Origin of the sequence: Jiangella endophytica (assembly GCF_003427025.1) — a bacterium.
GTDB classification, from domain to species: Bacteria; Actinomycetota; Actinomycetes; order Jiangellales; family Jiangellaceae; genus Jiangella; species Jiangella endophytica.
In genome coordinates this window covers 1-24,932 of the sequence record NZ_QVAI01000009.1, presented here as the reverse complement: position 1 = coordinate 24,932, position 24,932 = coordinate 1, and the positions used below count along the sequence as shown (strand labels likewise).

Annotated in this window: 17 protein-coding genes; 4 read left to right on the top strand and 13 right to left on the bottom strand. The window is 72.8% G+C overall.

The features are described from left to right. Window positions 1-4 precede the first annotated feature (4 nt). The 5 genes from DZA62_RS18370 to DZA62_RS18350 form a co-directional block, all read right to left on the bottom strand. A complete protein-coding gene (locus tag DZA62_RS18370) occupies window positions 5-850 on the bottom strand; it encodes a carbohydrate ABC transporter permease (protein WP_116950376.1) in 846 nt (281 codons plus the stop codon). Then, on the bottom strand, window positions 847-1,788 hold the full coding sequence (locus DZA62_RS18365) for a carbohydrate ABC transporter permease (protein WP_116950375.1): 942 nt from the start codon (window positions 1,786-1,788) through the stop codon (window positions 847-849). The genes DZA62_RS18370 and DZA62_RS18365 overlap by 4 nt, the downstream gene beginning before the upstream one ends. Next, entirely contained in the window at window positions 1,785-3,086 is a 1,302-nt protein-coding gene (locus tag DZA62_RS18360; protein ID WP_157987753.1) for an ABC transporter substrate-binding protein, read from the bottom strand. The genes DZA62_RS18365 and DZA62_RS18360 overlap by 4 nt, the downstream gene beginning before the upstream one ends. A 65-nt stretch (window positions 3,087-3,151) precedes the next feature. Next, window positions 3,152-5,203, bottom strand: coding sequence for a beta-galactosidase (locus DZA62_RS18355; RefSeq protein WP_116950373.1), 2,052 nt, complete (start codon window positions 5,201-5,203; stop codon window positions 3,152-3,154). A gap of 79 nt (window positions 5,204-5,282) precedes the next feature. Beyond that, on the bottom strand, window positions 5,283-6,314 hold the full coding sequence (locus DZA62_RS18350) for a LacI family DNA-binding transcriptional regulator (protein WP_116950372.1): 1,032 nt from the start codon (window positions 6,312-6,314) through the stop codon (window positions 5,283-5,285). A 263-nt stretch (window positions 6,315-6,577) separates the two neighbouring features. On the opposite strand from DZA62_RS18350, the gene DZA62_RS37255 reads away from it, so the two are divergent. The 3 genes from DZA62_RS37255 to DZA62_RS18335 are packed head-to-tail and all read left to right on the top strand — an operon-like array spanning window position 6,578 to window position 16,157. Beyond that, window positions 6,578-10,798 carry a S8 family serine peptidase gene (locus DZA62_RS37255; protein ID WP_198663925.1) on the top strand — a complete coding sequence of 1,407 codons (4,221 nt, stop codon included), beginning with the start codon at window positions 6,578-6,580 and terminating at the stop codon, window positions 10,796-10,798. A gap of 53 nt (window positions 10,799-10,851) precedes the next feature. Further along, window positions 10,852-15,159, top strand: a complete 4,308-nt coding sequence (locus DZA62_RS18340; protein WP_157987752.1) for a S8 family serine peptidase — start codon at window positions 10,852-10,854, stop codon at window positions 15,157-15,159. 50 nt (window positions 15,160-15,209) lie between these two features. Then, a complete protein-coding gene (locus tag DZA62_RS18335; protein ID WP_157987751.1) occupies window positions 15,210-16,157 on the top strand; it encodes a helix-turn-helix transcriptional regulator in 948 nt (315 codons plus the stop codon). An 86-nt stretch (window positions 16,158-16,243) separates the two neighbouring features. Here DZA62_RS18335 and DZA62_RS18330 read toward each other — a convergent pair whose 3' ends face one another. Genes DZA62_RS18330 through DZA62_RS18300 form a run of 7 tightly spaced genes read right to left on the bottom strand, consistent with a single transcriptional unit; the run spans window position 16,244 to window position 22,428 of the window. After that, the gene (locus DZA62_RS18330) at window positions 16,244-17,167 is read right to left on the bottom strand and encodes an amidohydrolase family protein (protein WP_116950368.1); all 924 of its coding nucleotides are present in this window, start codon (window positions 17,165-17,167) and stop codon (window positions 16,244-16,246) included. After that, window positions 17,167-18,099, bottom strand: coding sequence for an MBL fold metallo-hydrolase (locus DZA62_RS18325; RefSeq protein ID WP_116950367.1), 933 nt, complete (start codon window positions 18,097-18,099; stop codon window positions 17,167-17,169). The genes DZA62_RS18330 and DZA62_RS18325 overlap by 1 nt, the downstream gene beginning before the upstream one ends. Further along, window positions 18,096-18,944 (bottom strand): ABC transporter ATP-binding protein, encoded by an 849-nt coding sequence (locus DZA62_RS18320; RefSeq protein ID WP_198663924.1) that lies wholly within the window; start codon window positions 18,942-18,944, stop codon window positions 18,096-18,098. The genes DZA62_RS18325 and DZA62_RS18320 overlap by 4 nt, the downstream gene beginning before the upstream one ends. Further along, a complete protein-coding gene (locus DZA62_RS18315) occupies window positions 18,941-19,738 on the bottom strand; it encodes an ABC transporter permease (RefSeq protein ID WP_116950366.1) in 798 nt (265 codons plus the stop codon). The genes DZA62_RS18320 and DZA62_RS18315 overlap by 4 nt, the downstream gene beginning before the upstream one ends. Then, entirely contained in the window at window positions 19,735-20,631 is an 897-nt protein-coding gene (locus tag DZA62_RS18310; RefSeq protein ID WP_116950365.1) for an ABC transporter permease, read from the bottom strand. Before DZA62_RS18310 ends, DZA62_RS18315 begins: the two co-directional genes overlap by 4 nt. Next, on the bottom strand, window positions 20,628-21,638 hold the full coding sequence (locus DZA62_RS18305; RefSeq protein WP_116950364.1) for an ABC transporter substrate-binding protein: 1,011 nt from the start codon (window positions 21,636-21,638) through the stop codon (window positions 20,628-20,630). The genes DZA62_RS18310 and DZA62_RS18305 overlap by 4 nt, the downstream gene beginning before the upstream one ends. Before the next feature lie 52 nt (window positions 21,639-21,690). After that, complete coding sequence (locus DZA62_RS18300) at window positions 21,691-22,428, bottom strand: class II aldolase/adducin family protein (protein WP_116950363.1); 738 nt, start codon at window positions 22,426-22,428, stop codon at window positions 21,691-21,693. 276 nt (window positions 22,429-22,704) lie between these two features. Here DZA62_RS18300 and DZA62_RS18295 point away from each other — a divergent pair, with 276 nt between their 5' ends. Further along, on the top strand, window positions 22,705-23,427 hold the full coding sequence (locus DZA62_RS18295; protein WP_198663923.1) for a Clp protease N-terminal domain-containing protein: 723 nt from the start codon (window positions 22,705-22,707) through the stop codon (window positions 23,425-23,427). 252 nt (window positions 23,428-23,679) lie between these two features. On the opposite strand, the gene DZA62_RS18290 is transcribed toward DZA62_RS18295, so the two are convergent. Further along, window positions 23,680-24,684 carry an AraC family transcriptional regulator gene (locus DZA62_RS18290; protein ID WP_116950361.1) on the bottom strand — a complete coding sequence of 335 codons (1,005 nt, stop codon included), beginning with the start codon at window positions 24,682-24,684 and terminating at the stop codon, window positions 23,680-23,682. Between the last annotated feature and the right edge of the window lie 248 nt (window positions 24,685-24,932).

Here is a 24,932-nt window from a genome sequence, read left to right as displayed (position 1 = left end):
CGGGTCAGAGCTTCAATCCGCCGGCGGCCAGTCCCGAGCGCCAGTAGCGCTGCAGCGACACGAAGACGACGACGATCGGCACGATCGAGACCAGTGCGCCGACGATCACCAGGGTCTGCAGGCCGGGGATGGTGATGGCGGCCTGGCTCCAGCCGGACAGCCCCACGGTCACCGGCTGCAGCCGCGGATCGCTGAGCACCAGCAGCGGCAGCATGAAGTTGTTCCAGCTGCCGATGAACGCGAACAGCAGGATCGTCACCGAGCCGGGGCTGAGCAGCTTGAGGGCGATGGAGAAGAACGCCCGCCATTCGCTGGCGCCGTCCATCCGAGCCGCCTCCAGCAGCTCCGGCGGCACGCTGGACCTGGCGTAGACGAAACCCAGCATCACCCCGAACGGGTAGACCAGGCTGGGCAGCAGGACCCCCAGCATGGTGTTGCTCAGGCCGATCTCGACCAGCAGGGTGTAGGTCGGCTGGGCCAGCACCGTCTGCGGCACGAGCATGCTGCCGATGACGGCGGCCAGCACGATCCGGCGGCCACGGAACTCGTACATCGCGAGCGCGTAGCCGGAGATCACGCTGATGAACGTCATCAGCACGCTGCCGAGGCCGGAGTAGATCACCGAGTTGAGCATCCACCGCCAGAAGATGCCGCCGTCCCGCTGGCTCAGGTCGACGAGGTTCTGCCAGAGGTTGAAGTCGGCGAACCAGAACCCCGGCGTGGAGAACAGGTCGCTGGTCGACTTCGTCGAAGCCACGATCAGCCAGTACACCGGCGCCAGGAAGTAGAGCCCGACGGCGATCATGAACAGCCAGCCGAGCAGGCGGGCGCGGCGGCTCGGCCCGGTCATCGGGTCGCCCCTCTCCTGCGGTTGGACACGACCGAGACGAGGATCGACAACCCGAACGTCACCAGGCCGAGGATGATCGCCATCGCCGAGCCGAGGTTGATGTTGCCGCCCAGCGTCGTGGCCGTGAAGACCGACATGTTCGGCGTGTAGTCGCCGGTCACGTTGGAGGTGATCGAGCGCAGCGTCATCGGCTCGTTGAACAGCTGCAGCGTCCCGATGATCGAGAAGAGCGTCGTCAGGAAGATCGCCGGGAGTACCATCGGCAGCTTGATCTGCAGCGCCATCCGCAGCTCACCGGCGCCGTCGAGCCGGGCCGCCTCGTACATGTCGCGGGGAACGGTCTGCAGCGCGGCGAAGATGATGATCATGTTGACGCCGGTGACCGACCAGATCGTCACGTTGGCGATCGACCACAGCACCGTGCCCGGCGCGAGGAAGTTCGCGCTCACCCCGAGGGACTCCAGCAGTTCGACGATCGGGCTCACCCGCGGCTGGTACAGGAACCCCCAGAGCAGCGTGGCCACGACCGCCGGGACGGCGTACGGGATGAAGACGCTGAGCTGGAAGAAGCGCTTCCACCGCACGACCGCGGAGTCGAAGACCAGCGCGAGCGCGATCGACAGCGCCAGCATCACCGGCACCTGCACGACACCGAAGAGCAGCACCCGCCCGAAGCTGGAGACGAACCCGCTGTCGGACAGCGCCCGGACGTAGTTGTCGAACCCGACGAAGACGCTCTCGTTCGCGTTGCCGAACCCCAGTCCGCTGCGCTCGACCGCGAAGAAGCTGGTGTACAGCGCGGTCACGATCGGCGCGACGAGGAAGACCAGGAACAGCAGGACGAACGGCGTGAGGAAGACGTACGGCGCCCAGCGGATCCCGCCGCTGCGCAGGGCGCGGCGGGATCCGGCCGGTCGAACGGAGGTGCCGGTGCTCATTCGCTGACGCTCAGGCCCATGCCGGTGAGGTCGGCCACGGTCCGGCTCTCCAGGTCGGCCAGCGCCTGGGCGAACGTCTTGCGGCCGTTCGCCACCTGGGCGAACTCGTCCTTGAGGGCGTTCTGGGTGAGCTCGAACGTCGGGCCGTCGACCCAGGTGGCCGGCACCTGGAGGGCGGCGTCGGCGAAGACCTCGTTGATGACCTGGCCGCCGAAGAACGGCTCCTCGACCATCAGCGCCTCGTGCTCCAGACCGGCCACCGCGGACGGGAAGATGCCACCGTTGATCAGGTGCTCCAGCCCTTCGTCGCTGGTGTTGAGCCACTCGACGAAGGCCGCGGCCTGCTCGACGTGCTCGGTGCCGGCCGGGATGACGTTGACGCTGCCGCCGGTGTCGCCGGCCGACTCCTCGCCGTCGAACGTCGGGCTCGGTGCGACCGCCCAGTTGCCGGCCGTGGCGCCGGCGCTCTCCTCCAGCAGGACCGGGAACCACGCGGCGTAGTTGACCGTGGCGATGGTGCCGGCGTTGATCGCCGCCCAGTACTCGGGCGTCCACATCTCGACGGTGGTGACCAGTTCCTCGTCGAGCAGGGTCTGCCACACCTCGGCCACCTCGAGGCTGTGCTCGTCGGCGACGTTCACCGTCCACGCGTCACCGTCGATGCCGTTCCAGCTGCCGCCGTTCTGCCAGACGCTCTGGATCCAGAAGCCGGTCTCGTTGGGTGAGAACTGCGCGATCGTGAGGGCGGGGTCGGCGGCCTTGAGCGCCCGGCCGGCCTCGACGAACTCCGTCCAGGTCGTGGGAACCTCGACGCCGTGCTGGGCGAAGATGTCCGTGCGGTACATCAGCCCGGTCGGCCCGGAGTCCTGCGGGATCGCGTACAGCGCGCCGTCGAACACCACGGAGCCCCAGGAGCTCGGCGTGAAGCGGTCCTCCCAGTCGCCGGCGATGTCCGTCAGCTCGGTGAGCCGGTTGTTGACGATGTGACCCGGGATGGAGTGCACCGACATCTGCACGACGTCGGGGGCGGTGCCGGCGTCGATCGCGGCCGGGATCTTGTCGCCGTCGTCACCGGTCATCCGGAAGAACTCGACCTGGACGTCCGGGTTCTCCTCGTTCCACTGGGCCACGGCCTCCTCCAGGCCGGGGACCCAGCCCCAGAACTCGATGGTGACCGGACCCTCGTTCGCCGCCGCGCCGGAGTCGTCGTCCCCGCCGCCACAGGCGGCCAGGAACAGCACCGGGCCGGTTGCCAAGGCGAGCGCGGTCGTGAGCCTGCTCTTCAACTTCCGTGCCATCGTCGGCACTCCTTTCTGGTGCTCCACCCGGGGGGTGGCGCTCGGCGGGGCGGTCGCCCGCTCGGTCAGGGGGTGCTGCCGGTCTCGCGGACGACGACGGCGGCACCGGCCGCCAGCTCGACCGGGCCGTCGAACTCGCGTCCGGTCAGCAGGTCCGTCCCGGTGAGGACGAGCGTGCGCGTCTCGGACGTGTGGTTGAGGACGAAGAGGTAGTCGCGGTCCGCGGCGCGGCGGCGGACCACCTCGAGGCCGTGCCCGGCCGCCTCGTGGGCGCGGGACACCCCGGCCTCGGACCGGATCCGGTCGAGGTGGCGTTCGAGTGCGTCCGGGGCCAGCCGGGTCGACAGGTAGTGCGCGACGCCGGCGCCGCGGCGGTGCCGGGTGATCGCCGGCGCTCCCGGCGGGATCACCAGATGCGTGCCGGCGCCGTAGCCGGCGACGCTCTGCGCACCGGCGAGATGGACGAGTTCGGTCCAGGCTCCGGCGGTGCTGCCGTCGTCGAGGGCGACCGTGTCGTCCGGCGCGAGCGGGACGTGCTCCTCGACCCGCACGCCCAGGGTGGGCGCGAAGGCGCCGGAGTAACCGCCGGGGCGGACCCGCAGGTGCTCGTCGGTGCTGCCGGCGAAGTGCCAGACGACGAGGTGCCCGCCGGCGCGGACGTACGCGTCGAACGCACCGGCCTGATCGTCGCTGACCGCCAGCATGCTCGGCACGAGCACGAGGTCGTAGCGGGCGAGGTCGCCGTCGGGGTCGACGACGTCGGTGTTGACGCCGAGGTTCCACAGCGCCGTGTGCGCGCGCCGGACGGCGTCGAGGAAGCCGATGTCGGACGAGGGCATCGCCCGGGTGTCGGCGGCCCACCAGGCGTCGGGTTGCCACACGATGGCGACCCGGTGGTCGTTGACGGGCCCGATGTCCGGCGGCTCGGCCAGCTCGGCCAGCCGGAGCAGGTCCGCGCCCAGCTCGGTGACCTCCCGGAAGATCCGGGTGTCGGGGCCGGCGTGCGGCACCATCGCGGAGTGGAAGAACTCCGCACCGACCTGCGGGGAACGCCATTGGAAGAACAGCGAGCCGGTGGCGCCGCGGGCCAGGTACTGCAGGGTGTTGCGGCGCATGCGGCCCGGCTCCTTCGGATGCATGCGGCCGCCGGCGTAGTCGTAGACCAGGGTGGTGGCCTGCTCCATGAGCAACCACGGCCGGCCGGCGTTGAAGCTGCGGGCGAGGTCGGCGCCGAACGCGACGTGGGTCTCCCCCGCCGGCCCGCGGTCGTCGAGGTAGTGATCGATCGAGACCTGGTCGACGCGCCGGGCGAACGCCCACTGGTCGTAGTGGTTCCAGGTGGGCAGCATGAAGTTGGTGGTGACGGGAACGCCCGGCGTCACCTCGCGCAGGATCGCGAGCTGGTCGTCGAGGCAGCCGGTCAGCAGGTCGGCGCTGAACCGCTTGAAGTCGAGCACGTGCGCCGGGTTCGGCAGGTACTGCGTGGCCTGCGGCGCGAAGATCTCCTCCCACCGGCCGTAGCGCTGCGACCAGAACGCCGTGTTCCACGTCCGGTTCAAGGCGCCGAGGTCGCCGTAGCGCCGCGTGAGCCAGGCCCGGAACGCCTCGTCGGTCACCGGCCCGTAGGAGACGGTCCCGTACTCGTTGTGGACGTGCCACAGGGCCAGCGCGGGGTGGTCGGCGTAGCGTTCGGCGAGCGCGCGGGTGATGCGCCGGGCGGCTGCGCGGTAGGCGGGCGCGGCGGGGTTGTAGGTGTCGCGGCTGCCGTGGATGAGCCGGACGCCGGTCGGGGTGATGGGCAGCGCCTCGGGGTGCGCCAGCGTGAACCACGGCGGCGGAGCGGCGGTCGGGGTGGCGAGGACGGCCTTGATGTCGTTGTCGTGCAGCAGGTCCATCACCCGGTCGAGCCAGCCGAACTCGTGGACGCCCTCCTCCGGCTCGAGCATCGACCAGGAGAAGACGCCGATGGTGGCGGTGTCGACGCCGGCCGTGCGCATCAGCGCCACGTCCTCGTGCCAGACCTCCTCCGGCCACTGTTCCGGGTTGTAGTCGCCGCCGTAGGCGAGGCGGCCGGTCCAGCGGGCCAGCCGGCGCGCGCTCAGCTCATCGGGCACCATGGACCTCCGGGGCCGAGGTACGTCGAAGCGTTTCGATCATGGCGCTGCGTCTCTCTGCGGGGGTGGGCGGGCGAGGGTTCTACGGTGCCGCGGGCGCGGCCGCGATCTGCGGCCGGCCGACGGAGCCGTGGGAGTGGTAGGCCGGCTCGAGGAGTTCCACGGCCGGATCGAGCGGGTGGTCCAGGGCGCGCATCATCAGGTCGACGGCACGGTCGCAGGACTCGGCCGGCACCAGCGGGATGACGTCGAGCGGGGGCGAGAACTTCGACGTGTCGAAGGTCGAGGCGGCCGAGATGACCGAGAGGTCGGCAGGGATGCTCAGGCCGGTCCCGGCCAGGTGCTCCATGACCGCCAGCTGGATGGTCTCGGCGCACTGCATGACCAGGCCGGTCGGGCGCGGCACGGCGGCGAGGGCGGCGTCGACGACAGCACGCAGCTCGACCAGGTTGCGCGACGACTCCGCGAAGGTCGAGGTGATCCCGCGTTCGGCGGCTCGCGCCGCGAAAGCGTCGCGGAAGCGGCGCGGGAAGTTGGAGCCACGCTCGTAGATGCCATGCGGATCGCCGATCAGCGCGATCGACGTGTGGCCCTCGTCGGCGAGGCTGTCGACGGCGAGCCGCGCCGCGGCCTCGAAGTCGAGGTCGACACAGACGAGACCGTCGGTGTCACCCGGAACGCCGACCAGGACGGCCGGGATGCTGAGGTCGCGCACGAGCCCCACCCGGCGGTCGTCGACGGCGACGTCGAGCACGATGATGCCGTCGACCAGCTTCGTCGACGTGACCCGCCTGAGGCCACCGGTGGCCTCCTCCTCGGTGAGCAGGACGACGTCGTAGTCGTAGCGGCGCGCGGCCGTGACGACGGCGAGGACGAACGCCATGTGCGCCGGCGTCGAGGTCTCCGCGTGCAGCGGCGCGGTGAGGGCGAGCAGCTGGGTCCGCCGTCCGGCGAGCATCCGAGCGCCGGCGTTCGGCTGGTATCCGAGCTCGTCGGCGATCGCCGCGATGCGCGACCGGGTCGCCTCGGCGACCGGGCGCTTGCCGCTCAGCGCGTAGGACACGGTACTGATCGACACGCCGGCCGCCTGGGCCACGTCGTGGATCGATGCCATGTCGGACTCCGTCGTCGAACGTTCGGCGCACACTATCGAAGCGTTTCGCTTCGGTAGCCGCCGAACCTACGTCAGGTCTGGGCGCCGTGCAAATCGCCGCCCTGGGCCCGGCACAGCCAGGCACCGGCCCCGGGCGGGCGCGATGACCACTTCGTGTCATTGGCATTCTCCGGCCACGCCACCGGCCGTCGCGCGCCATAGTCTCGTGGCCGCCGCCCCCAGCCTGTCGTGGGCGATCGATGGTCACCACCTCGGGAGCAGACATGAATCGGTGGACCCGAACGAGCCTCGCAGCGGCTGTCGTGCTGGTCGCGGCGCTGGCGGTTCCGATCACCGCGACGCCCGAGCAGACGACCGGCAACGCCCGGGTGATCGTGGAGCTGACCGCTCCGCCGGCTCTGGCCGTGGTCCGCGCCGACGGGTCCCGCGATCGCGCCCGCGAGTACGGCGTCACGGTGCTGCGGGCCCAGGATGCCGTGCTCGGTCAGGCCGACGAGACCGGCCTGGACGTGGACGTCGTCCACCGGCTCACCGCGGCATACAGCGGCCTCGTGGTGGACGTGCCGGCGGACCAGGTCCAGGAGCTGGCCGGCCTCGACGGCGTCCGCGCCGTGCACCCGGACGCGTCCTACGCGCTGGCGCTCGAGGACAGCGTGCCGCTGGTCGGCGCACCCGAGGCGTGGGACACGACCGCTCCCGACGGCCGGGCTGTCACGGGGACCGGCATCACGGTCGCGGTCCTGGACAGCGGCATCGACTACTCGCATCCGGACCTCGGCGGCGGCTTCGGGCCGGACCACAAGGTCGTGGCCGGCTACGACCTGGTGAACGACGATGCCGACCCGATGGACGACAACGGCCATGGCACCCACGTCGCGGGCATCGTGGCCGCCGACGGTGCCGTCCGAGGGGTGGCGCCGGGTGCGACGCTCACCGCGTACAAGGTGATGAACAGCAGCGGCAACGGCCAGTTGTCCGACATCATCGCCGGCTTGGACGCGGCCGTCGCGCCGGACAACCCGCATCGCGCCGATGTCGTCAACCTCAGCCTCAGCGGCCCCGGCGACGGCACGGACCCGCTCTCGACGGCCGTCCGCAGCGCCGTCGAGGCCGGAGTCGTCGTGACGGTCTCCGCCGGTAACGCCGGGCCGGGCGCGCACTCGGTGCAGTCACCGGCCGCCGCCGACGGTGCCCTGGCCGTCGGCGCCAGCACCAGCGGCGTGTGGGTCCCGCGAGCACGGATGGTCGCACCGGGCGAGCAGGACCTGCGGGCCGTGCGTGCGGAGGTCTCGGCGGCCGCGCCCGCCGACCCGCTGCGGGTGGCCGTGGTCGACGTCGGCGAGGGCCGGCCCGCGGACTACGAGGGCGTCGACGTCACCGACAAGGCGGTCCTGGTGATCGACGACGGTGACGCGTTCGGGCTGGCCGCCGCGGCCGAGGCACGTGGCGCGGCCGCGGCGCTGATCTACACGCCCGACTTCTGGCGCCCGCGACCAGCCGCCGCGGAACCCGTGGCAGGCGCACCGACGACCGATCCGGCGCCCAGTGACGAGTTCACCACCGGGATGACCGACGACGGCAGGGTCGGATCGCTGGTGGCGCTGCGGATCCCCGGCGCCAGCGCAGCCACGCTGCAGTCGCACCTGAGCGAGAAGGTCGAGATCGAGATCACCGGCGGCGAGGGGACCGATCTGCTGGCCGACTTCAGCTCCCGCGGCCCGACAGCGCGCTTCACCGCCAAGCCGGACCTCGTCGCGCCGGGGGTCGAGATCCTGTCGACGCTGCCCGGGCAGCGGCACGGCCGGGCGAGCGGCACCAGCATGGCCGCCCCCCATGTGGCGGGCGCGGCCGCGCTCGTGCGCCAACGGCACCCGGACTGGACGCCGGCGCAGGTCGGCGCCGCCCTGGCCGGCACGGCTCGTCCGCTGCGCGATGACGCCGGCCCGCTCGCGCAGGGCGCCGGCCGGCTGGACGTCTCGCGTGCTGTCGACGCCGAGGTCCTGGCGACGCCCACGACGCTGTCATTCGGCCTGGCCGACCTGGATGCGGCCGCGCAGCGGCAGCTCACCGGGACCGCCCGGCTCACCCTCGAGAACCTCGGAACGCAGACCACGCCCCTCGGCCTGACGGCGACCGTCACGGACGGCGCCGGCACAGTCACCGTCGAGCCCGCGGAGCTCTCCCTCACACCCGGCGGCACCGGCGCCGTCACCGTCCGGCTGACCGCCGACCGGACCACCGCCGACACCGATGTCTCCGGCTGGGTGGAGATCGAGGGTCACGGCCGCGTGCCGTTCCTGCTCTCGGCGCGGCACCTGACCGTCCATGTCACCCCTGATCCCGTGCCGGTGGGCGCCCAGACCTCCCTGTACGTGAGCAGCCCGGCTCCACTCGCGAGTCCGCCCGTGCTGGAGGTCACCTGCCCCGGGCTGGAGCCGCGGCGGCCGGAGCTGGCGCCCCACGGCACGGGCTCCTGGCACGCCACGATGACGGTCGCCGATGCCGGACGGTGCGACGCCACCGTCACCGGCACCGCGACCTCCGAGTACGGAGCGGCAGGCCTCACCGGCGCCGCGGCGTTCGAGGTCGCCGCACCGGTGACCGGCCGTACCGGCGTCTCCACCTGGCAGCAGATCGGGCCGAGCGCCGAGGCCGGCTGGCTCGCCTTCGACGCCGGCCGTGACCGCCGTCGCACCGCCGTCGTCCCGCTCGGCTCGCCGAGCGTCTTCGTCACCGAGGATCGGATGCGCACCTGGCGCGAGCTGCGCACCATGCCGATGTCGGGCGGCAGCGCCGCCGACGTCGAGGTCGACCCGCGCGGCAGCGGTGCCATGTACGTCGCGATGAACGGTGGCGCGGCCGACCCGAGCTACGAGGGCAGAATCGTGCACACCGCTGACGGCGGCGGGTCGTGGCGGGTGCTGCCCGGCTGGGACCGGCACATCGACGAACTGGCACTGGACCCCACCGGCCGGGCCCTGGTCGTCAGCGGCGGCGGCATGGTGCGGATCACCCACGACGACGGCGCCACCTGGGCGGAGCTGCCCAGCATCGGCGCGAACCCCCGCGACCTGCACTGGATCGGCCCTGACGTGTACGCCGCCACGAACAGCGGCCTGGTCGTCATCCGCGACGCTCTCGGACCGGCGCCGTCGAGGTCGGAGGTCGTGTACCGGCCGGGCGTGCTGGGCTGGGCCGGCCGGGTCGCCGGCGACACCGAGAGCATCTTCGTCACCGCCTACCCCAGCGCCTGGGTCTACGCCTCACACGACGGCGGTGCCACGTTCCAGCTGGTGCTGCAGTCCACGGGTAGCAGCTTCCAGGCGCTGGACCTGGTCGGCGACACGCTCTACGGCATCAGCGGCACCGGCACCTGGGTGGGCCGCGACCGCGGCGCCCGCTGGGAGCAGTGGGGCGACCCCATGCCGCCGTCGGTCGAGTTCGACATCGGCGGCTGGCCCGGCACCGGCGGCGACCTGTACGTGGCGTCGTCCGGCGCCGGCATCTACCGAGCCGGCGCGCCGGGAGAGTTCGAACGGGTCGGCATCCCGGCCGCACGGGTGTACGACCTGGCGATCGCCCAGGACGCGACCGGTCCGGTCCTGGTGGCCGGCACCTACCGCGACACCTTCCGCACGCCGCTGACCGGCGGCGACTCGATCCGTCCGGCCGACCTGGAGTGGGAGTCCGGCGGCGAGGGCCTGTTCGGCGTCGCGGCGGAGTACGTGGCGGTGTCTTCGACGGATCCGTCCGTCGTCTACAAGGTCAGCAAGGACCCGGTGCTGACGTTCAGCATCCAGCGCAGCTCGGACGGCGGGGCGACGTGGGAGCGGGTCTCGCAGCCGTCGGAGTTCCCCCACTCGCTTCTGGTGCACCCCGCCGACCCGGATCGCGTCTACGCGGGCTACTCCAGCCTGACCGGTGCCGGTCTGGTGGTCAGCGAGGACGGTGGCGGAACCTGGCGCAAGCTGGACCAGGGCCGGGTGTTCCGGGCGCTCGCCGGCGACCCGGCCGACCCGCAGCGCATCTGGGCCGGCGATCACGAGGGCCTGTACCGATCCGACGACGGCGGAGTGACGTTCGAGCGGCTGGCCGACGTGCCGGTGACGGCCATCGCGGCCGACCCGGACGAGCCCGGGCACCTGACCGTCGGCGGCCGCACGCTGTACACCAGCGCCGACGGCGGGGAGACGCTCGTGCCCGCGGACACCCCCGGCCTCGACATGTGGGTCACCGACCTGCTGTACGAGCCGGGCCCCGGCCGGCGGGTGTTCGCGTCGGCGGGCTCGTTCTACGACGAGTTCGGTGTCGTCGAGTCCGGCCGCGGCGTGCTCGTCAGCGGCGACGGCGGCGCCTCCTGGACGTCGATGAGCGCCGGACTGAGCAACTCGAACGTGACCAGCCTCGCGCTGGACCAGGGCCGGCGCCACCTCTACGCCGGCACGTTCGGCGGCAGCGTGCACCGCATCAAGCTCCCGAACTGAGCACCGGCGACGACGCCCGGGCAGGTCCGTCCCCATCACCAGTGAGGTCAGCCATGCGTAGTCGTCCACGCCTTACCCGCCGATCCGCCCGCGCGCATGCGGCCGCCGGTGCCCTCGGCGTCCTCGTGGTGCTCGCGCCGGTGGTCACCTCACCGGCGACCGCAAGCAGCCCGGCGGCCGCGCTTCGCACGGCCGTCGTCGATCCGGAGCTGCGCGCCGAGGTCGCCGGCACCGCACCGGGTGAGGAGATCGACTATCTGCTCTCGCTGCGCGCCGCCCCCGACCTCGCCGCGATCGAGAACGACCACGACGCCGTCGTCGCCGCGCTCCGGAAGGCAGCCGAGGAGAGCCAGCCCGCGGTCATCGACGAGATCGAGGACCGCGGCGCCGAGGTCCTGAACACCTTCTGGATCGGCAACCTCGTCCTCGTCCGGTCCACCGCCGAGGTGCTCGCCGCGCTCAGCAACGAGCCCGCGGTCTCCCGCGCTCTGGCCGTCCAGGAGATGACCATCCCGGAGCCGGCGCGGGACCTGGTACCCGCCGACGCCGACGACGTCACCTGGGGTCTCGATCGCATCGGCGCCGACGACGTCTGGGACGAGTTCGGCGTCACCGGGTCCGGCGTGCGCGTCGCGGTCCTCGACACCGGCGTCAACGCCAGGCACCCCGAGCTGTCCGACCGGCTGGCCACCGACGTTCCCGGCGACCCGTATCACCCCGGCGGCTGGATGGAGTGGGACGCGAACGGCGTCCCGCGGCACACGCTCCCCGCCGACACCAACGGACACGGCACCCATGTCTCCGGCACGGTGCTGGGCGGCGCTGCGGGCGGTACCCACATCGGCGTCGCGCCGGGTGCTGTGCTCATGAGCGGCCGTGTGCTGCCCAGCGGCTCGGGCACCACGCCGCAGATCATCGCCGGCATGCAATGGGCGATGGATCCCTACGATCAGGCCGGGAACCCGGCCGGCGAGCCCGCGGACGTGGTCAACATGTCGTTCAGCCCTGCGACCGGCGGCGTCATCGACGCCATGGTCCAACCCCTCAGGAACATGGCCGCCGCCGGCGTGCTGCCGGTCGCCGCCGCGGGCAACTGCGGCGAGGGGTGCCACGGCGGCCCCGGTGACATCCCGGAGGCGCTCACCGTCGGCGCCACGGACGTCGCCGACGACGTGGCCGCGTTCTCCAGCGGCGCCACCGTGACGACGGCGGAGTTCCAGCAGCCGCCCGCCGACTGGCCGGACTCCTGGGTCGTGCCCGACGTGTCCGCGCCCGGCGTCGACATCCACTCGTCCAGCTCCAACGGCTTCGGCGGCATCGTCTACGGGCGCAGCAGCGGCACGTCCATGGCCGCGCCGCATGTCGCGGGCGTGGCCGCTCTGATGCTGTCGGCCGATCCGACGCTGACCGTCGCGCAGATCGCCGAGACACTGCGCGCCACGTCGTTCTTCGACGACCGCTACGGCCTTGCGCGGCCCAACACCCGGTACGGCCAGGGTCGCGTCGACGCCCGCCAGGCCGTGGCCCACGTCGCCCTCCACACCGGCGTGACCGGCACCGTCGTCGACGCCGCCACCCGGGCGCCGGTCTCCGGCGTCGTCGTCAGCGTGACAGGTCTCGGGATCTCCCAGCGAACGTCGGCGGACGGACGTTTCGATATCCGCCTTCCCTCTGGGACGTACTCGCTCGAAGCGGCCTGGGAGGGCCGGCTCGTCGCCACCGTGCGGGCCCTCACGGTGACCGACGCGGTCCGGTCGGCCGACATCGCACTGAGCGGCGTGGCCGGACAGGTGACGGACGCCGTGAACGGCAGGCCCGCGTCGAACACCGCCGTCACCGCAACCGGCGCCGGTGACGCCGGCGCGCCCGGCGTCACGACCACCACCGCGGACGACGGCAGCTACCGTCTGTACCTTTCCCCCGGCACCTACACGCTCACCGCCAGCAGGTTCGGCTTCTCCGATCTCTCCAGCCCCGGCACGGTCGTCACCGGCGACGAGGTCACCCGGCGCGACCTCGCCCTGTCCCCGCTGCCCACCGACACGATCACCGGCGTGGTCTCGTACGCCGCGAGCGGAACCGGTGTCCCCGGCGTCACCGTCGAACTCGCCGACGGTCCGCGCTCGGCCGTCACGGACTCCGCCGGTCGCTACACGATCGGCGACGTTCCCCGCGGCACGCACCGGGTCGTCGCAAGACCCGACCTGTTCGCCGAACCCGCACCGGTCACCGTGACCACCACGGCCGGGAGCGCGAACACGGTGGACTTCGCCCTCACCTGTGGTGGCGAGTGCTCCGGGCTGTGGGTCGTTCGCGAGCACGGCCCGGTGGCCGCCGGGCAGGACTTCGCCGGCGCCGCGGTGGTCAGCGCGGACGGCCGCCGGTTGTACGTCGCGGGCACCAGTTCCGGCGAGGGCAGCCAGGTCGACTACCTCACCGTCGCCTACGACACCGCGACCGGCCGCACGCTGTGGCGGGCCCGCTACGACGGCCCGGCGCACGGCCAGGACGGAGCCAACGACATCGCGTTGAGCCCGGACGGTACCCGCGTGTACGTCACCGGCCTGAGCGTGGGCCGCGGAGTGGGCGCCTCCGGCGGCGACTACGCGACGCTCGCGTACGACGCTTCCACGGGCGACGAGCTGTGGCTCGCCCGCTACAACGGTCCCGGCGACGACTTCGACAACGCCCGGGCGGTGGGTGTCAGCCCGGACGGCGGCACCGTGCTCGTCACCGGCCAGGTGCAACTGCGCACAGGCGCCACGTCGCACACCGACTACGGGACGGTCGCGTACGACGCCGCGACCGGCCTCCAGCGCTGGGTCGCCCTCTATGACGGTCCGGCCACCGGTTTCGACTCGGCGAACGACCTGGCCGTGAGCCCGCGGGGCGACGTCGTGTTCGTCACGGGACACAGCCCCGGCGCCACCTCGGGCTGGGACCACGCGACGGTCGCGTACTCCGTCCCCACGGGCGAGCAGGTCTGGGCGGCGCGCTACGACGGGCCGGCCGGTGGGAGCGACGATGCCGTCGCCCTCGCCGTGAGCCCGGACGGTGACCGGCTCTTCGTCACCGGCACCACGCGCGGGGACCGGGGCCTGCCCGACTACGCGACCGCCGCCTACGGCACGGACGACGGCACCAGGGTCTGGACCGCGACCTTCGACGGACCGGGCGGCTCCGTCGACCGGGCCGCCGCGGTCGCCGTGAGCCCGGACGGCAGCGGCGTCTACGTCACCGGGCAGAGCTCCGCGGGCTCGACCAGCGCCTCCGCCGACTACGCGACCGTCCGGTACGCCGCCGCCACCGGCGCGACCTCCTGGGTCTCCAGCTACTCGGGCCCTGCCGGGGGCGTCGACGCCGCCGCTGCCGTCGCCGTGAGCCGCGACGGCTCGCAGGTCGTCGTCACCGGGACGAGCGCCGGCGAGGACAGCGGTGACGACTTCGCCACCGTCGCCTACGAGGCCGCCGGCGGCACGCAACGCTGGGCCGCGCGCTACGACGGACCCGCCGGCGATGACGACGACGCGGCCGCGGTCACGGTCAGCCCGGACGGCGCGCGCGTGTTCGTCACCGGAGGCAGCGACCTGGGCGTCGGCGACGACCCACTCGTCGCGCCGTCGGACTTCGCGACCATCGCCTACGACGCGGCCGGCAACGCCCGGACGCCGGTGTTCGTCAGCCACGCCGTCCGTGCGGTCCCGCCGGTCGTCCCGGCCGGCGACCCCCTGCACACCGTCGCCGAGGTCACGAACGTGGGCCTGGCCACCGGCTCGCACGCGGCCACGCTGGTGCTCGACGGCGTCGCCGCCATGACGACCGACGTCGCGCTCGGCCCCGGCGAGAGCACCACCGTCGTCTGGGACCTGGGCCCGATCGCGGCGGGGACGCACGAACTGCGGGTCGGCACCTCGAGCTCGCACGTCATGGCGGTCGCCTGCGACCGGACGCTGACCGGCCAGCACCGCGGTCCCCTGAGCGTGGACTCCGGGACCACCTGCCTCGACGACGGCGCCCGGGTCACCGGCGGGGTCACGGTCGGGGCCGGCGCCGCGCTCCTGGCCACGAGAGCATCGGTCACGGGATCGGTCCGGGCCGTCGGCGCCGCGGTCCTCGGCCTCGACGACGTGTCCGTCTCGGGACCGGTCACGGCGACCGGCACCACGCGGGCGCTGTCGATCGTGGGCAGCCGCACCGGGCCACTCACGATCCAGGACAACGCTCCTCACCTGCCCGCGGCCGTCTCGGGCAATGACGTCCACGGACCGCTGACGTGCACGGGCAACGCACCCGCTCCCATCGACCTCGGTGACCCCAACGAGGCGGCCGGCCGGGCCGGCGGGCAGTGTTCGGTGAGGTAGCGGACCGGGACCGTCACCACGACGTCATGCGACGCCGCTATCCTGCGACCGTGCTGCAGGGTCTCGGCCTGTCCGACGTCGACGAGAGCGTCTATCGCGCAGTGCTGCGGCGCCGGTCCGGTTCGCTCGCCGAGCTCGCCCGCACGCTCGAGATCAGCCGGCACCGTGTCGAGAAGGCGATCCAGCACCTGCGGGCGGAGGGCCTCATCCAGCCCGGCGTTCCCGGCCGGCCGCCGACCGCGGCCGACCCCGAGATCGCCGTCCCGGCGCTCCTGCGCCGCCGGCACGAGCAACTGGAGGACGTCAACGCGCACCTGCCGGCCCTGGCCGCCGAGCATCGGCTCGCCGCGTTCGGCGACGCCCACCACCAGGCCGTGGAGGTCATCGTCGGCAGCGACGAGATCCGCGACAGAACGGCCGCGCTCGCCGCGGCGGCGAGCGAGTTCCTCATCTTCGACCGTCCGCCGTACGCCTACGCCCTGTCGGGCGAGGTCGAGGGCGAACTGCCGTTCCTCGAACGCGGCGTGAACATCCGGGTCGTCTACGACTCCACGGCGTTGCAGGACCCGCTGCGGCTGGCCAACGTCCGCACCCTCGTCGCGCACGGCGAGCAGGCCCGCGTGCTGCCCAAGGTCCCGCTCAAGCTGACGATCTTCGACCAGCACACCGCGGTCGTGCCACTGACCCGCGAGGAGGTGTCCGAGTCGGTCGCGCTGGTGCACGAGTCCGGACTGCTCGACGCGCTCCTGGCCCTCTTCGAGACGCTGTGGTCGTCCGCTCCGGTCCTCGACCGGCCGCACGACGCCGCGCCCATCCCACCTGACGACGCCGACCTGCTCACCCTGCTGGCCATGGGCCTGAAGGACGCGGCGGTGGCGCGCCAGCTGGGGGTGAGCATCCGCACCGCTCGGCGCCGCATCTCCGGCATCATGGACGGCCTCGGCGCCACCAGCCGCTTCCAGGCAGGGCGCGAAGCCGAGCGCCGCGGCTGGCTCTGACCACTGGGGTCCGGACCACGATCGGGCCGTTGCCGGCACGGCCGGTCAGGCACACCACGGCCGGGCCGAGCCCCCGCCGGTCGCGATCAGGGCGGCGACGACCTCACGAGTCGCAGCGCCGTCCCGCCGGCGACCAGGTCGGCCTCGTCCGGCGCGAGCCCGGCGGCCGCGAGCACCGCCTCGACGCGGTCGCGGCTGGCCCCGCGGACGCCGATCGGCCAGTCGCTGCCGACCAGCACGTGGTCGGCGCCGAGCAGCTCCGTCGCGAACCGCACCGCCGCCGGCACGAACCCCATCGTGTCGACGTAGACCTGGGCCCGCAACGCGTCGCCGTCGTCGGCCGCGGCGGCGAGGGACAATCCGGCGATGCCGAGCATCGGGAACACGACGTGCAGCTCCGGCAGCTCCGCCAGGACGCCGTCGGCCAGCAGCGACAGCAGGGCGGCCGCGTTGATGGTGCCGCGGGCCAACGACGTCCCGTACCGGCCGAGCCCGGCGAACGCCGTCGTCAGCACGTCGGGGCTGATCGGGTGGGCGAACACCGGCACGCCCAGCTCGGCGGCCGCCGTCAGCGCCGGCCGCGCCGAAGGGTCGCTGAGCAGCCGGCCGTCGGTGGCGCAGTCGACCACGATGCCGGACAGCCCCAGCTCGCGGACCGCCCGCACCGCCTCGGCCGCGGCCGGTTCGCCGCCGAACGCGTCGACGGTGGCGAGCCCGGCCAGCCGCTCCGGGACGGACGCCACCGCCTCGGCGAGGTGGTCGTTGATCCGGCGCTGGTCGTCGGGGGCGGTCCGCTCGCCCGCCGGGGTGACCAGCGACGGCGGCGCGCTGAGGACCCGCAGGTCGATGTCGTCGCGGCCGGTCTCGCCGAGCAGGTCGTCGAGGTCGGCGATCCGCCGCGCCAGCCCGGCCCATCGGGTCTCCAGCACGGCCGCGGAGTTCCGCGGCAGCAGCGCCGGGTACTCGGGGTTGGCGTAATGGGTGTGGAAGTCGGCGATGTAGCGCGGCATCACACGTCGATGAAGGTGTAGGTGAACCCGCGCTCGGCCCGGCTCACGTACCCGGCGGCCGGGAACGGGAAGTGCGCCGGGATCAGCAGGTCTCCGGTGTCGGCGACCCGCTCCAGCAGCCTGCGACGCTGGTCGGCGGAGTCACCGGGCAGGACGCAGTAGCGGATGCTCCACTCCGGGCGCTCCAACTGGACGCCGTGGTGCAGCATGTCGCCGGCGAAGAGCGCGCGCTTCCCGGCCGACTCGACCTCGACGTAGACGTTGCCCGGGGTGTGCCCGAACGCCGGCACCAGCCGGACGCCCGGCGCGACCCGGTGGTCGGCGGCGACCAGGTCGAGCACCCCCGCGTCGCGCAGCGGCAGGATGCTGTCGGCGATGTAGTCGCCGGTCCGCTCCAGCGCACGGGCGCCATCGGCGCTCGTCCACCAGTCGAACTCCGGCCGCACCACGAGGTAGCGGGCGTTCGGGAACGTCGGCACCCAGCCGCCGTCGCCGTCGGCGCTGGTGGCGAAGCCGACGTGGTCGACGTGCAGGTGGGTGAAGACGACGGTGTCGATGTCCTCCAGCGCCACCCCGGCCCGCGGGAACTGCTCGAGGAACGGCCGGTCGGTGCGGTCGTACACACTGCCGCCGCGCCGCGCCTTGCCGTTGCCGCCGCCGGCGTCGACGAGGATGCGCCGGTCCCCCACCTTGAGCAGGTGCGCCTCCTGGTTGAGCAGGATGCGCCCGTCGCGGGTGAACGGCTCGCGGGTGTAGAATGCGCCGTCGGTCCAGGACTCCGTCTCCAGCTGCGGGAAGAAGTCCGTGGGCGCCGGGAGGTAGTCGACCTCCCGGATCGGGAACACCTCGACGTCGCCGACGCGGAAGGACCACAGCGGACCCTCCCCGCCGCCGGTGTCGACCCAGCGGGGAGCGGGATCGGGGCTGCTCATGTCGTCACGGTCTCCTGTCGGATGGATGCGGAGGCGACGGGGCCGGCGTCCGCGGGCGGGCGGCGGATCTGGGCGTAGACCTGCGCGCGCAGCTCGGCGAAGCGCGGGTCGGAGCGGGTGCTGAGCTGGTCGCGCTCGGCCGGCAGGTCGACGGCGATCTCGGCCCGGACGGCGGCCGGCGCGGACCCGAGGACGACGACGCGCTCGCTCAGGTAGACGGCCTCGTCGATGTCGTGGGTGATGAACAGGACGGTGATCGCGTAGCGCCGCCACAGCCGGGCCAGCAGATCCTCCAGGTCGCCGCGGGTCTGGGCGTCGACGGCGGAGAACGGCTCGTCCATGAGCAGCAGCCGAGGCCGGTAGGCGATCGCCCGCGCGATCGCGACCCGCTGCTGCATGCCGCCGGACAGCTGCCATGGGTAGGCCGTGCCGACACCGTCGAGCCCCACCGCCTCCAGCGCCTCGTCGACCAGCGCCCGCCGCTCGGCCTTGGGCGTACGCCGCTGCCGCAGCGGCAGCTCGACGTTCTCACGGACGGTCTTCCAGGCGAACAGGCTGCGGCCGTACTCCTGGAAGACGATCCCGAGCTCGGCCGGCGGCTCGGTGACCCGCCGCCCGCCCAGCACGACCTCTCCCGCCGTCGCCGGCAGCAGCCCCGCCACGATCTTCAGCAGCGTCGTCTTGCCGCCGCCCGACGGCCCGACGACGGAGACGAACTCGCCGTCGCGCACGGCCAGGTCGATGCCGGCCAGCGCCTGCACCGTCCGTTCCCGCGACACGTAGGTCTTGCCGACGCCGTCGACGCGCAACAGCACGCTGCCGCCGTCACCCGATCCGCTCGTCACGATGATCCCTCCTGCCGTCCGGTGAGTCCCCGGTGCCACCGCAGCGCGTACCGTTCGACCAGCTCGAAGAGCTTGGCGAGGACGAAGCCGAGGACGCCGAGGAGGAGGACTCCGCTCCACATCTCCGGGAAGGCGAACGTCCGCTGGAACTGGATGACGGTGAAGCCGAGCCCGTCGGTGCTCATGAGCATCTCGCTGACCACCATGAGGATGATCGCGACGCCGAGGGCCTGCCGGGCGCCGGCGAAGATCTGCGGGCTGGCCGCGCGCAGGACCAGCCGGTGCCGGGCCCACCCGGTGAGCCGGTACGCCGCCGCCGTCTCCAGCGTCACCTCGTCGACACCGCGGACGCCGTCGGCGGTGTTGAGCAGGATCGGCCACAGCGCACCGAACGCGATCACGATCAGCTTGGTGGTGTCGCCGATGCCGACGGCGACCAGCAGGACCGGGATGATCACCGGCGCCGGGAGGACCCGGAAGTACGCCAGCGCCGGGCTGGCCAGCGCGCGGACGACGGCCCACCGCCCGATCACGTACCCGGCGGCCACGCCCGCCAGCAGCGCGGCGCCGTACCCGGCGGCCAGGCGCCACAGGCTGGGCACGACGTCGTGGACGAACACGTCGGAGAACCAGACCCGGCCGAACGCGTCCAGGATCTCGCGCAGCGAGGGCAGGAAGATGTTCGCACTGCCGTCGCCGGCCACCCACCACAAGGCCAGCAGGACCACCGGCAGCCCGAGCGCGTACCCGACGCCGCGTGCCCCGGCGAGGGCGCGGCTGCGACGCGCCGTCATCGGACCAGCTCCCGCCGGGTCGCGACGTGCCAGTGCAACAGCCGCCGCTCGGCCAGCCGGGCCAGCGTGTCCAGCACGATGCCGATGGCACCGGTCAGCAGCACCAGCGCGTACATGGCCGCCACCTCGCCGGCCTCCTGGCTGGCCCAGATCAGCTCTCCGAGACCGGCCGCGCCCATCACCAGCCCGCCGGTCAGCGCCAGTGCCAGCGCGACCGACACCATCAGCCGGAACGCGGTCGCCAGGTACGGCAGGACGGTCGGCCAGACGACGTGCACCGTGCGCGCCGCCCGGCCGAGGCGGAAGCTTCGGGCGGTCTCGACGGCGACGGGGTCGACGTCACGCAGGCCGTACAGCACCTGGAAGAGGACGATCCAGAAGCACGACACCGCGACCAGCAGCACCGTGATCTCGGCGACGTCCAGGACCAGCACCAGCACCGGGATCAGCACGATCGACGGCACCGGCCGCAGGAAGTCCAGCGTCGACGACGTCACCTTCAGCAGCCACGGCACGGAGCCGATGCCGAAGCCGATCGCGATTCCCGCGACGGCGGCGATGACCAGGCCGATCGCCGACACCGCGAGGGTCCGGCCGGTCGCCGTCCAGAACTCCGGGTCGGTGAGCAGCCCGCCGGCCTCCGGCACGATGTCGCCCAGTGGGGGCACGTGCCGAGGCGAGAAGAAGGCCCTGGTCACGACCTCGTAGCCGGCCGCGGTGACGACCAGGCCGAGGAGCCCGAGGACCCGGCCGTACCCCTGCGCCGGCTGCGGCTGCGGCTCCGGGCCCGGATGCGCCGGCGGCTCCGGGTGACCCATCGGCAGGGCGCCGCCCGCCAGGCCCGCGGCGGCGGCAGCGGCTGCCGCCGTCGCCGCCGGGCTGCTCTGACTCACGGGAGGATCAGTGCGTCGAGGTCGGGCGCCTCGGTGATCAGTTCGTCGCGGATCGCGTAGTCGACCAGCTTCTCCGCGGCCTGGCGGCTGACCTCGTCGCGCCAGCCGGTGATCGTGATGCGATCGGCCACCTCGGGCGGGATCTCGGTGAAGGTCGGGATGATCGCACGGACCTCGTCCTCGTGCTCGCGGGCATAGGCGTACGCGTCGCGGATCGCGTCCCGGAAGGCCGTGACCGTCTCCGCGTTGTCGGCCGCGAAGGCGCCGGACGAGTACCAGGCCGACACCGTCAGGTCCTCCGCGAGGTCGGTGAAGCCCCAGCCGATGGGCACCGCGCCCTCCGCCTTCGCCGCGGACAGGAACGGCTCGACCACCCAGGCGCCGTCGACCTGACCGGAGCTGATGGCGGCCGGCACCTGCGGGAACGGCAGCTCCACCAGCTCGATCGCCTCCGGGTCGCCGCCGTCCGCGCTGATCGCCTCGCGCGCCGCGGCGGCCGCGATGTTGGTGAGGATGTTGACGGCGACGGTCCTGCCCTCGAGCTGCTTCGGGCTCGTGATGCCCGAGTCGCCGGCGACGACCAGCGCGCCGTAGTCCTCGCCCGCGACGCCGGTGGACGCCGACGCCGGCACGACCGCCTTGACATCGAGGCCCTTCGACCGCGCGACGATGAGCGTCGTCAGGTCTCCGGTGGCGAAGTCGACCTTGCCCGCGAGCACGGACGGCACCGAGGTGAGGTCCGACGTCTCCGTGTCGACCTCGACCTCCAGGCCGTGCTCGGCGAAGATGCCGTTCTCCTGCGCGAGGTAGACGGGCGCCAGGTGGCCGAGCGGCGCGGAGGCGAGCGTGACGGTGGTCGGCTCGCCGCCGTCGCCGGTGGCGCCGGCCGCGGACTCCGTCGTCGTCTCGTCGTCACCGCCACCGCAGGCGGCCAGCACGAGACCGAGCAGCAGGGTGGCGGCCGTCGCGGCTGTCGACCGGCGGTGGGATCGGGTCCAGATAGACATGGCGGATCTCGCTTTCGGAGGTCTCGGACCTCGGCCTCGAGGTCTCGTGGTGTCAGAACAGGCGGAGGTTCAGGTCGCGCACGTAGTCCGGGAAGGCGACCGGACCGCCCAGCGGCGCGGCGGCGAGGCCGGACACGGCGGCCTCCTCGATCGCGGTGACCAGGCCGGCGGCGTGCACAGCGGTGTCGCCGGCGACGAGCAGGCCGTGATTGCCCAGCAGCACGCCGTACGTCTCGGGATGCGCCCGGTAGGTGCCGGCGATGGCCTGGACCGCCTCGGCGGTGCCGCGTGGCGCCCAGGGCACCACCGGCACGTCGACCGGCTGGCCGTGGATGAGCAGGGCCTCGTACCGTGCCGGCAGCGTCACCCCGGCCAGCGCGTACGCGGTGGCGTACGGCGAGTGGGTGTGGATCACGGCGGTGACGTCGGGCTTGGTCTGGTAGACGCCGATGTGCATCTTGAGGATCGAGGCCACCGACGGCGACGGTGTCCCGTAGAGCACCTCGCCGTCCAGGCGCACCACGACCACATCGTCGTTGACGGTGCGCAACCCGGCGACGCCGACCCGCAGGTCGCCGCCCGGCCATGGCCGGAGCAGTTCGCCCGCGTTGACCGCGAGCAGGTCGTCGTGCCCGGGCAGCCGAACGCTGATGTTCCCGTGGCCGCTGGCCGACATCACCGACGCGGCGAACAGCCGGTTGATCCCCGTCGTCAGGTCGGTCCGGGCGGCATCGAGCTCGTCCGCGCCGAACGGCACGGTTCCGTCGAGGGCAGGGTGAAGCCGGGTCATCGCATCGCAGCCTTTGTCATGAGGGCCTCGGGACGCGCGACGACGGTCCCCGTGCTCGAGGTGGGTGCCCGTGGTCGCCGCCCGAATCGCGGCCGGAGAGATCAGAACGATGAGGTCGATCAGCGACCGCGACAGAGCGCGCTGGCCACGTGACCGTAGTCGACGGCGCGGCGGCGAGTCAGAAGCGCGGGCATATTCCTACTATAACCCTGGGGTTAGAGTGATATCAATCCCGACCGTCCCTTTTCGTCCCCGATGCCGCGACAGGATGCGCCCGTGCCCAAGGTCAACGTCTATCTGCCCGACGCCCTCGCCGACCGCGTCCGCGAGGCCCGGCTGCCTGTGTCGCGGATCTGCCAGGTCGCCCTCACCCAGGCCCTCGAGAGCACGGGCGACGTCGCCGGCTTCTCCCCCGTCGACCCCGGCCTGCCAGGGTGGGCCGGACTCACGCCGCCGCCCAACCACCACGTGGCACAGATGCTGCGCCAGGCCTACGATGCCGCCCGGGCTCGCGGTGCCGCCGAGGTCGACACCGGCGACATCCTGCAGGCCCTCCTGGACGAGGGCGAGAGCCTGGCACTCAACGCCGTCGAGTTGCTCGGCTTCCCGCGCGCGTCCATCCGCGGCGCGCTGAAGCAGGCGATCGGCTCGCACCGGACGGCGCCCGGAGCGGACGCCGTCGAGGCCCCCGCGCTCGCCGCCGGCACCCGGGCCGCACTCGCCGTCGGCGCCGCCCAGGCCGCCGAACACGGCTCCGACGCCACCACCGCCAGCCACCTCCTGCTGGGCCTCATCCAGGACGACGGCCCGGCCGGCGAAGCCATGCGCCTCGCCGGCGTCACCGAGACGGTCACGCCCGCCGCCCTCTCGGCCTTCTACTACGGCGTCTCCTTCGGCCGCATCCAGCTCGAACGAGACGTCGAGGAGACCTGGCTCCGCGGCACGCTGGCCGACCTCACCGACCGCCTCGCCCGGATCGAGGACCACCTCGGCGCCTGAGCAGCGCCTGCGCGGCGCCCTCAGACCGCGACCACTATGGACGGCCGAACAGACGGAAGCGGATCACCTTGCGTTCCCACGGGCGAGGGGTGCTTCTCCGTAGCCCGGCGGGACACGAACCCGCGCGACCGCCCCGAGCCGGCGGCATGCACGCGGTGGTTCCCACCCGGCCCTGGACCAGGACCGACCGACCACGACGCATCGGCCAACTCACCCTCACCGGGCCTCACCCCTGGCCGCGTGCCGGCGCCGTCACGTCTTGCCCCCGGCAGCCGAGCGGACGACGTCAGGAGTGGTGCCCGTCCATCCTTTGAAGGCTCGGTAGAACGAGTTGGTGTCGTCGTAGCCGAGCAGGAAGGCGATCTCCGCCGTGCGCAGGTTGCCGGCGCCGAGGTAGTGCCGGGCGAGGCTCTCGCGCGTGCCGGCCAGGACGGCCTGGAAGGATGTGCCCTCCTGGGTGAGCCGCCGCTGCAGCGTACGTGCGCTGGTGGCGAGTTGGCCGGTCACCGCGCCGATGGAGGCATCGCCGGCCGGCAGTGTCTCGACGAGGGCAGCGCGCACGCGGTCCGCGACCGTGGCCGACACCTGGAGATCAGCCAGCCGCCGGCGAAGGTCCGGCGCGAAGACGCGCCACATCTGCGCGTTCTCGGTGAGGAAGGGCCGACCGGCGTCGGCGGACGCGAAGGCGATCGAGTAGTCCGAGCCCGCGCGGACCCGCGTGCCGAAATAGGTGTCGACCGACGTCGAGGAGACCGTCGCTCCGGGCACGGTGACCCGAGCCGGCCGAACCCGCTCCCGTGTGGCGATGCGGGCCAGCGCGACCCAGAAGATCAGCTCGGTGATGCCGAGGAGCGCGGGCGGCGTCGAGCCGGACGGCCAGACGCAGGTGATCCGTAACCCGTCCGTGGCATCGATGTCGAGTCGAAGTGGGCCGATCAGCGGCTTGTAGGTAGCCAGCCGTTCCGCGGCCGTGGTGAGGTCAGGGCTGCAGAGTGCCGCGAAGATCGGCGGCGAGAACAGCTCGGCCGAGATCGCCGCACCGATGTCGACCGCGAGATCACGAGGCCCGGCCACATCGCCTTCGGCGTCCAGCGCCACCCAGAACCGGTAGTACTCCGGGGTGGTCAACTCGATGGGACGGCGAGCGAACAGGTCGGCCGGCAACGCGGCTCGGCGAAGGACGCGAGCCGGCGATATGCCGAGGTCGTGGAGGAGGGCCTTGACAGCCGGTTCCAGCTCGAAACGCTCGCCCGCCATGCCTCGATCGTAGTCGTCCGCCTACGTGACCCACCTGCATCAGCCGCCACCGGACTTGCCGATCACGACGAACCGAAGGTGGCGCGAATCGCAAGTAGGTCGGCGCCCTGCGCTAGTGGCATCACCACGCGCACCTCCTAACGTGGACTCAGGCTCGCCAGCCGGCGTCCGACGCCAGGTGCCGATCGGAAGCCGCGCAGGCACCCTCCACGAAAGGACGTCGTCACCATGCGCACCACAGACGGAAG

What these genes read in the sequence shown, in the direction of transcription:
- DZA62_RS18340 (WP_157987752.1), top strand. Translation starts at nt 10,852, where the DNA reads ATGCGTAGTCGTCCACGCCTTACCCGCCGATCCGCCCGCGCGCATGCG.
- DZA62_RS18315 (WP_116950366.1), bottom strand. Translation starts at nt 19,738, where the DNA reads ATGACGGCGCGTCGCAGCCGCGCCCTCGCCGGGGCACGCGGCGTCGGG.
- DZA62_RS18305 (WP_116950364.1), bottom strand. Translation starts at nt 21,638, where the DNA reads ATGTCTATCTGGACCCGATCCCACCGCCGGTCGACAGCCGCGACGGCC.
- DZA62_RS18330 (WP_116950368.1), bottom strand. Translation starts at nt 17,167, where the DNA reads ATGCCGCGCTACATCGCCGACTTCCACACCCATTACGCCAACCCCGAG.
- DZA62_RS18365 (WP_116950375.1), bottom strand. Translation starts at nt 1,788, where the DNA reads ATGAGCACCGGCACCTCCGTTCGACCGGCCGGATCCCGCCGCGCCCTG.
- DZA62_RS18350 (WP_116950372.1), bottom strand. Translation starts at nt 6,314, where the DNA reads ATGGCATCGATCCACGACGTGGCCCAGGCGGCCGGCGTGTCGATCAGT.
- DZA62_RS37255 (WP_198663925.1), top strand. Translation starts at nt 6,578, where the DNA reads ATGAATCGGTGGACCCGAACGAGCCTCGCAGCGGCTGTCGTGCTGGTC.
- DZA62_RS18325 (WP_116950367.1), bottom strand. Translation starts at nt 18,099, where the DNA reads ATGAGCAGCCCCGATCCCGCTCCCCGCTGGGTCGACACCGGCGGCGGG.
- DZA62_RS18290 (WP_116950361.1), bottom strand. Translation starts at nt 24,684, where the DNA reads ATGGCGGGCGAGCGTTTCGAGCTGGAACCGGCTGTCAAGGCCCTCCTC.
- DZA62_RS18360 (WP_157987753.1), bottom strand. Translation starts at nt 3,086, where the DNA reads ATGGCACGGAAGTTGAAGAGCAGGCTCACGACCGCGCTCGCCTTGGCA.
- DZA62_RS18355 (WP_116950373.1), bottom strand. Translation starts at nt 5,203, where the DNA reads ATGGTGCCCGATGAGCTGAGCGCGCGCCGGCTGGCCCGCTGGACCGGC.
- DZA62_RS18300 (WP_116950363.1), bottom strand. Translation starts at nt 22,428, where the DNA reads ATGACCCGGCTTCACCCTGCCCTCGACGGAACCGTGCCGTTCGGCGCG.
- DZA62_RS18370 (WP_116950376.1), bottom strand. Translation starts at nt 850, where the DNA reads ATGACCGGGCCGAGCCGCCGCGCCCGCCTGCTCGGCTGGCTGTTCATG.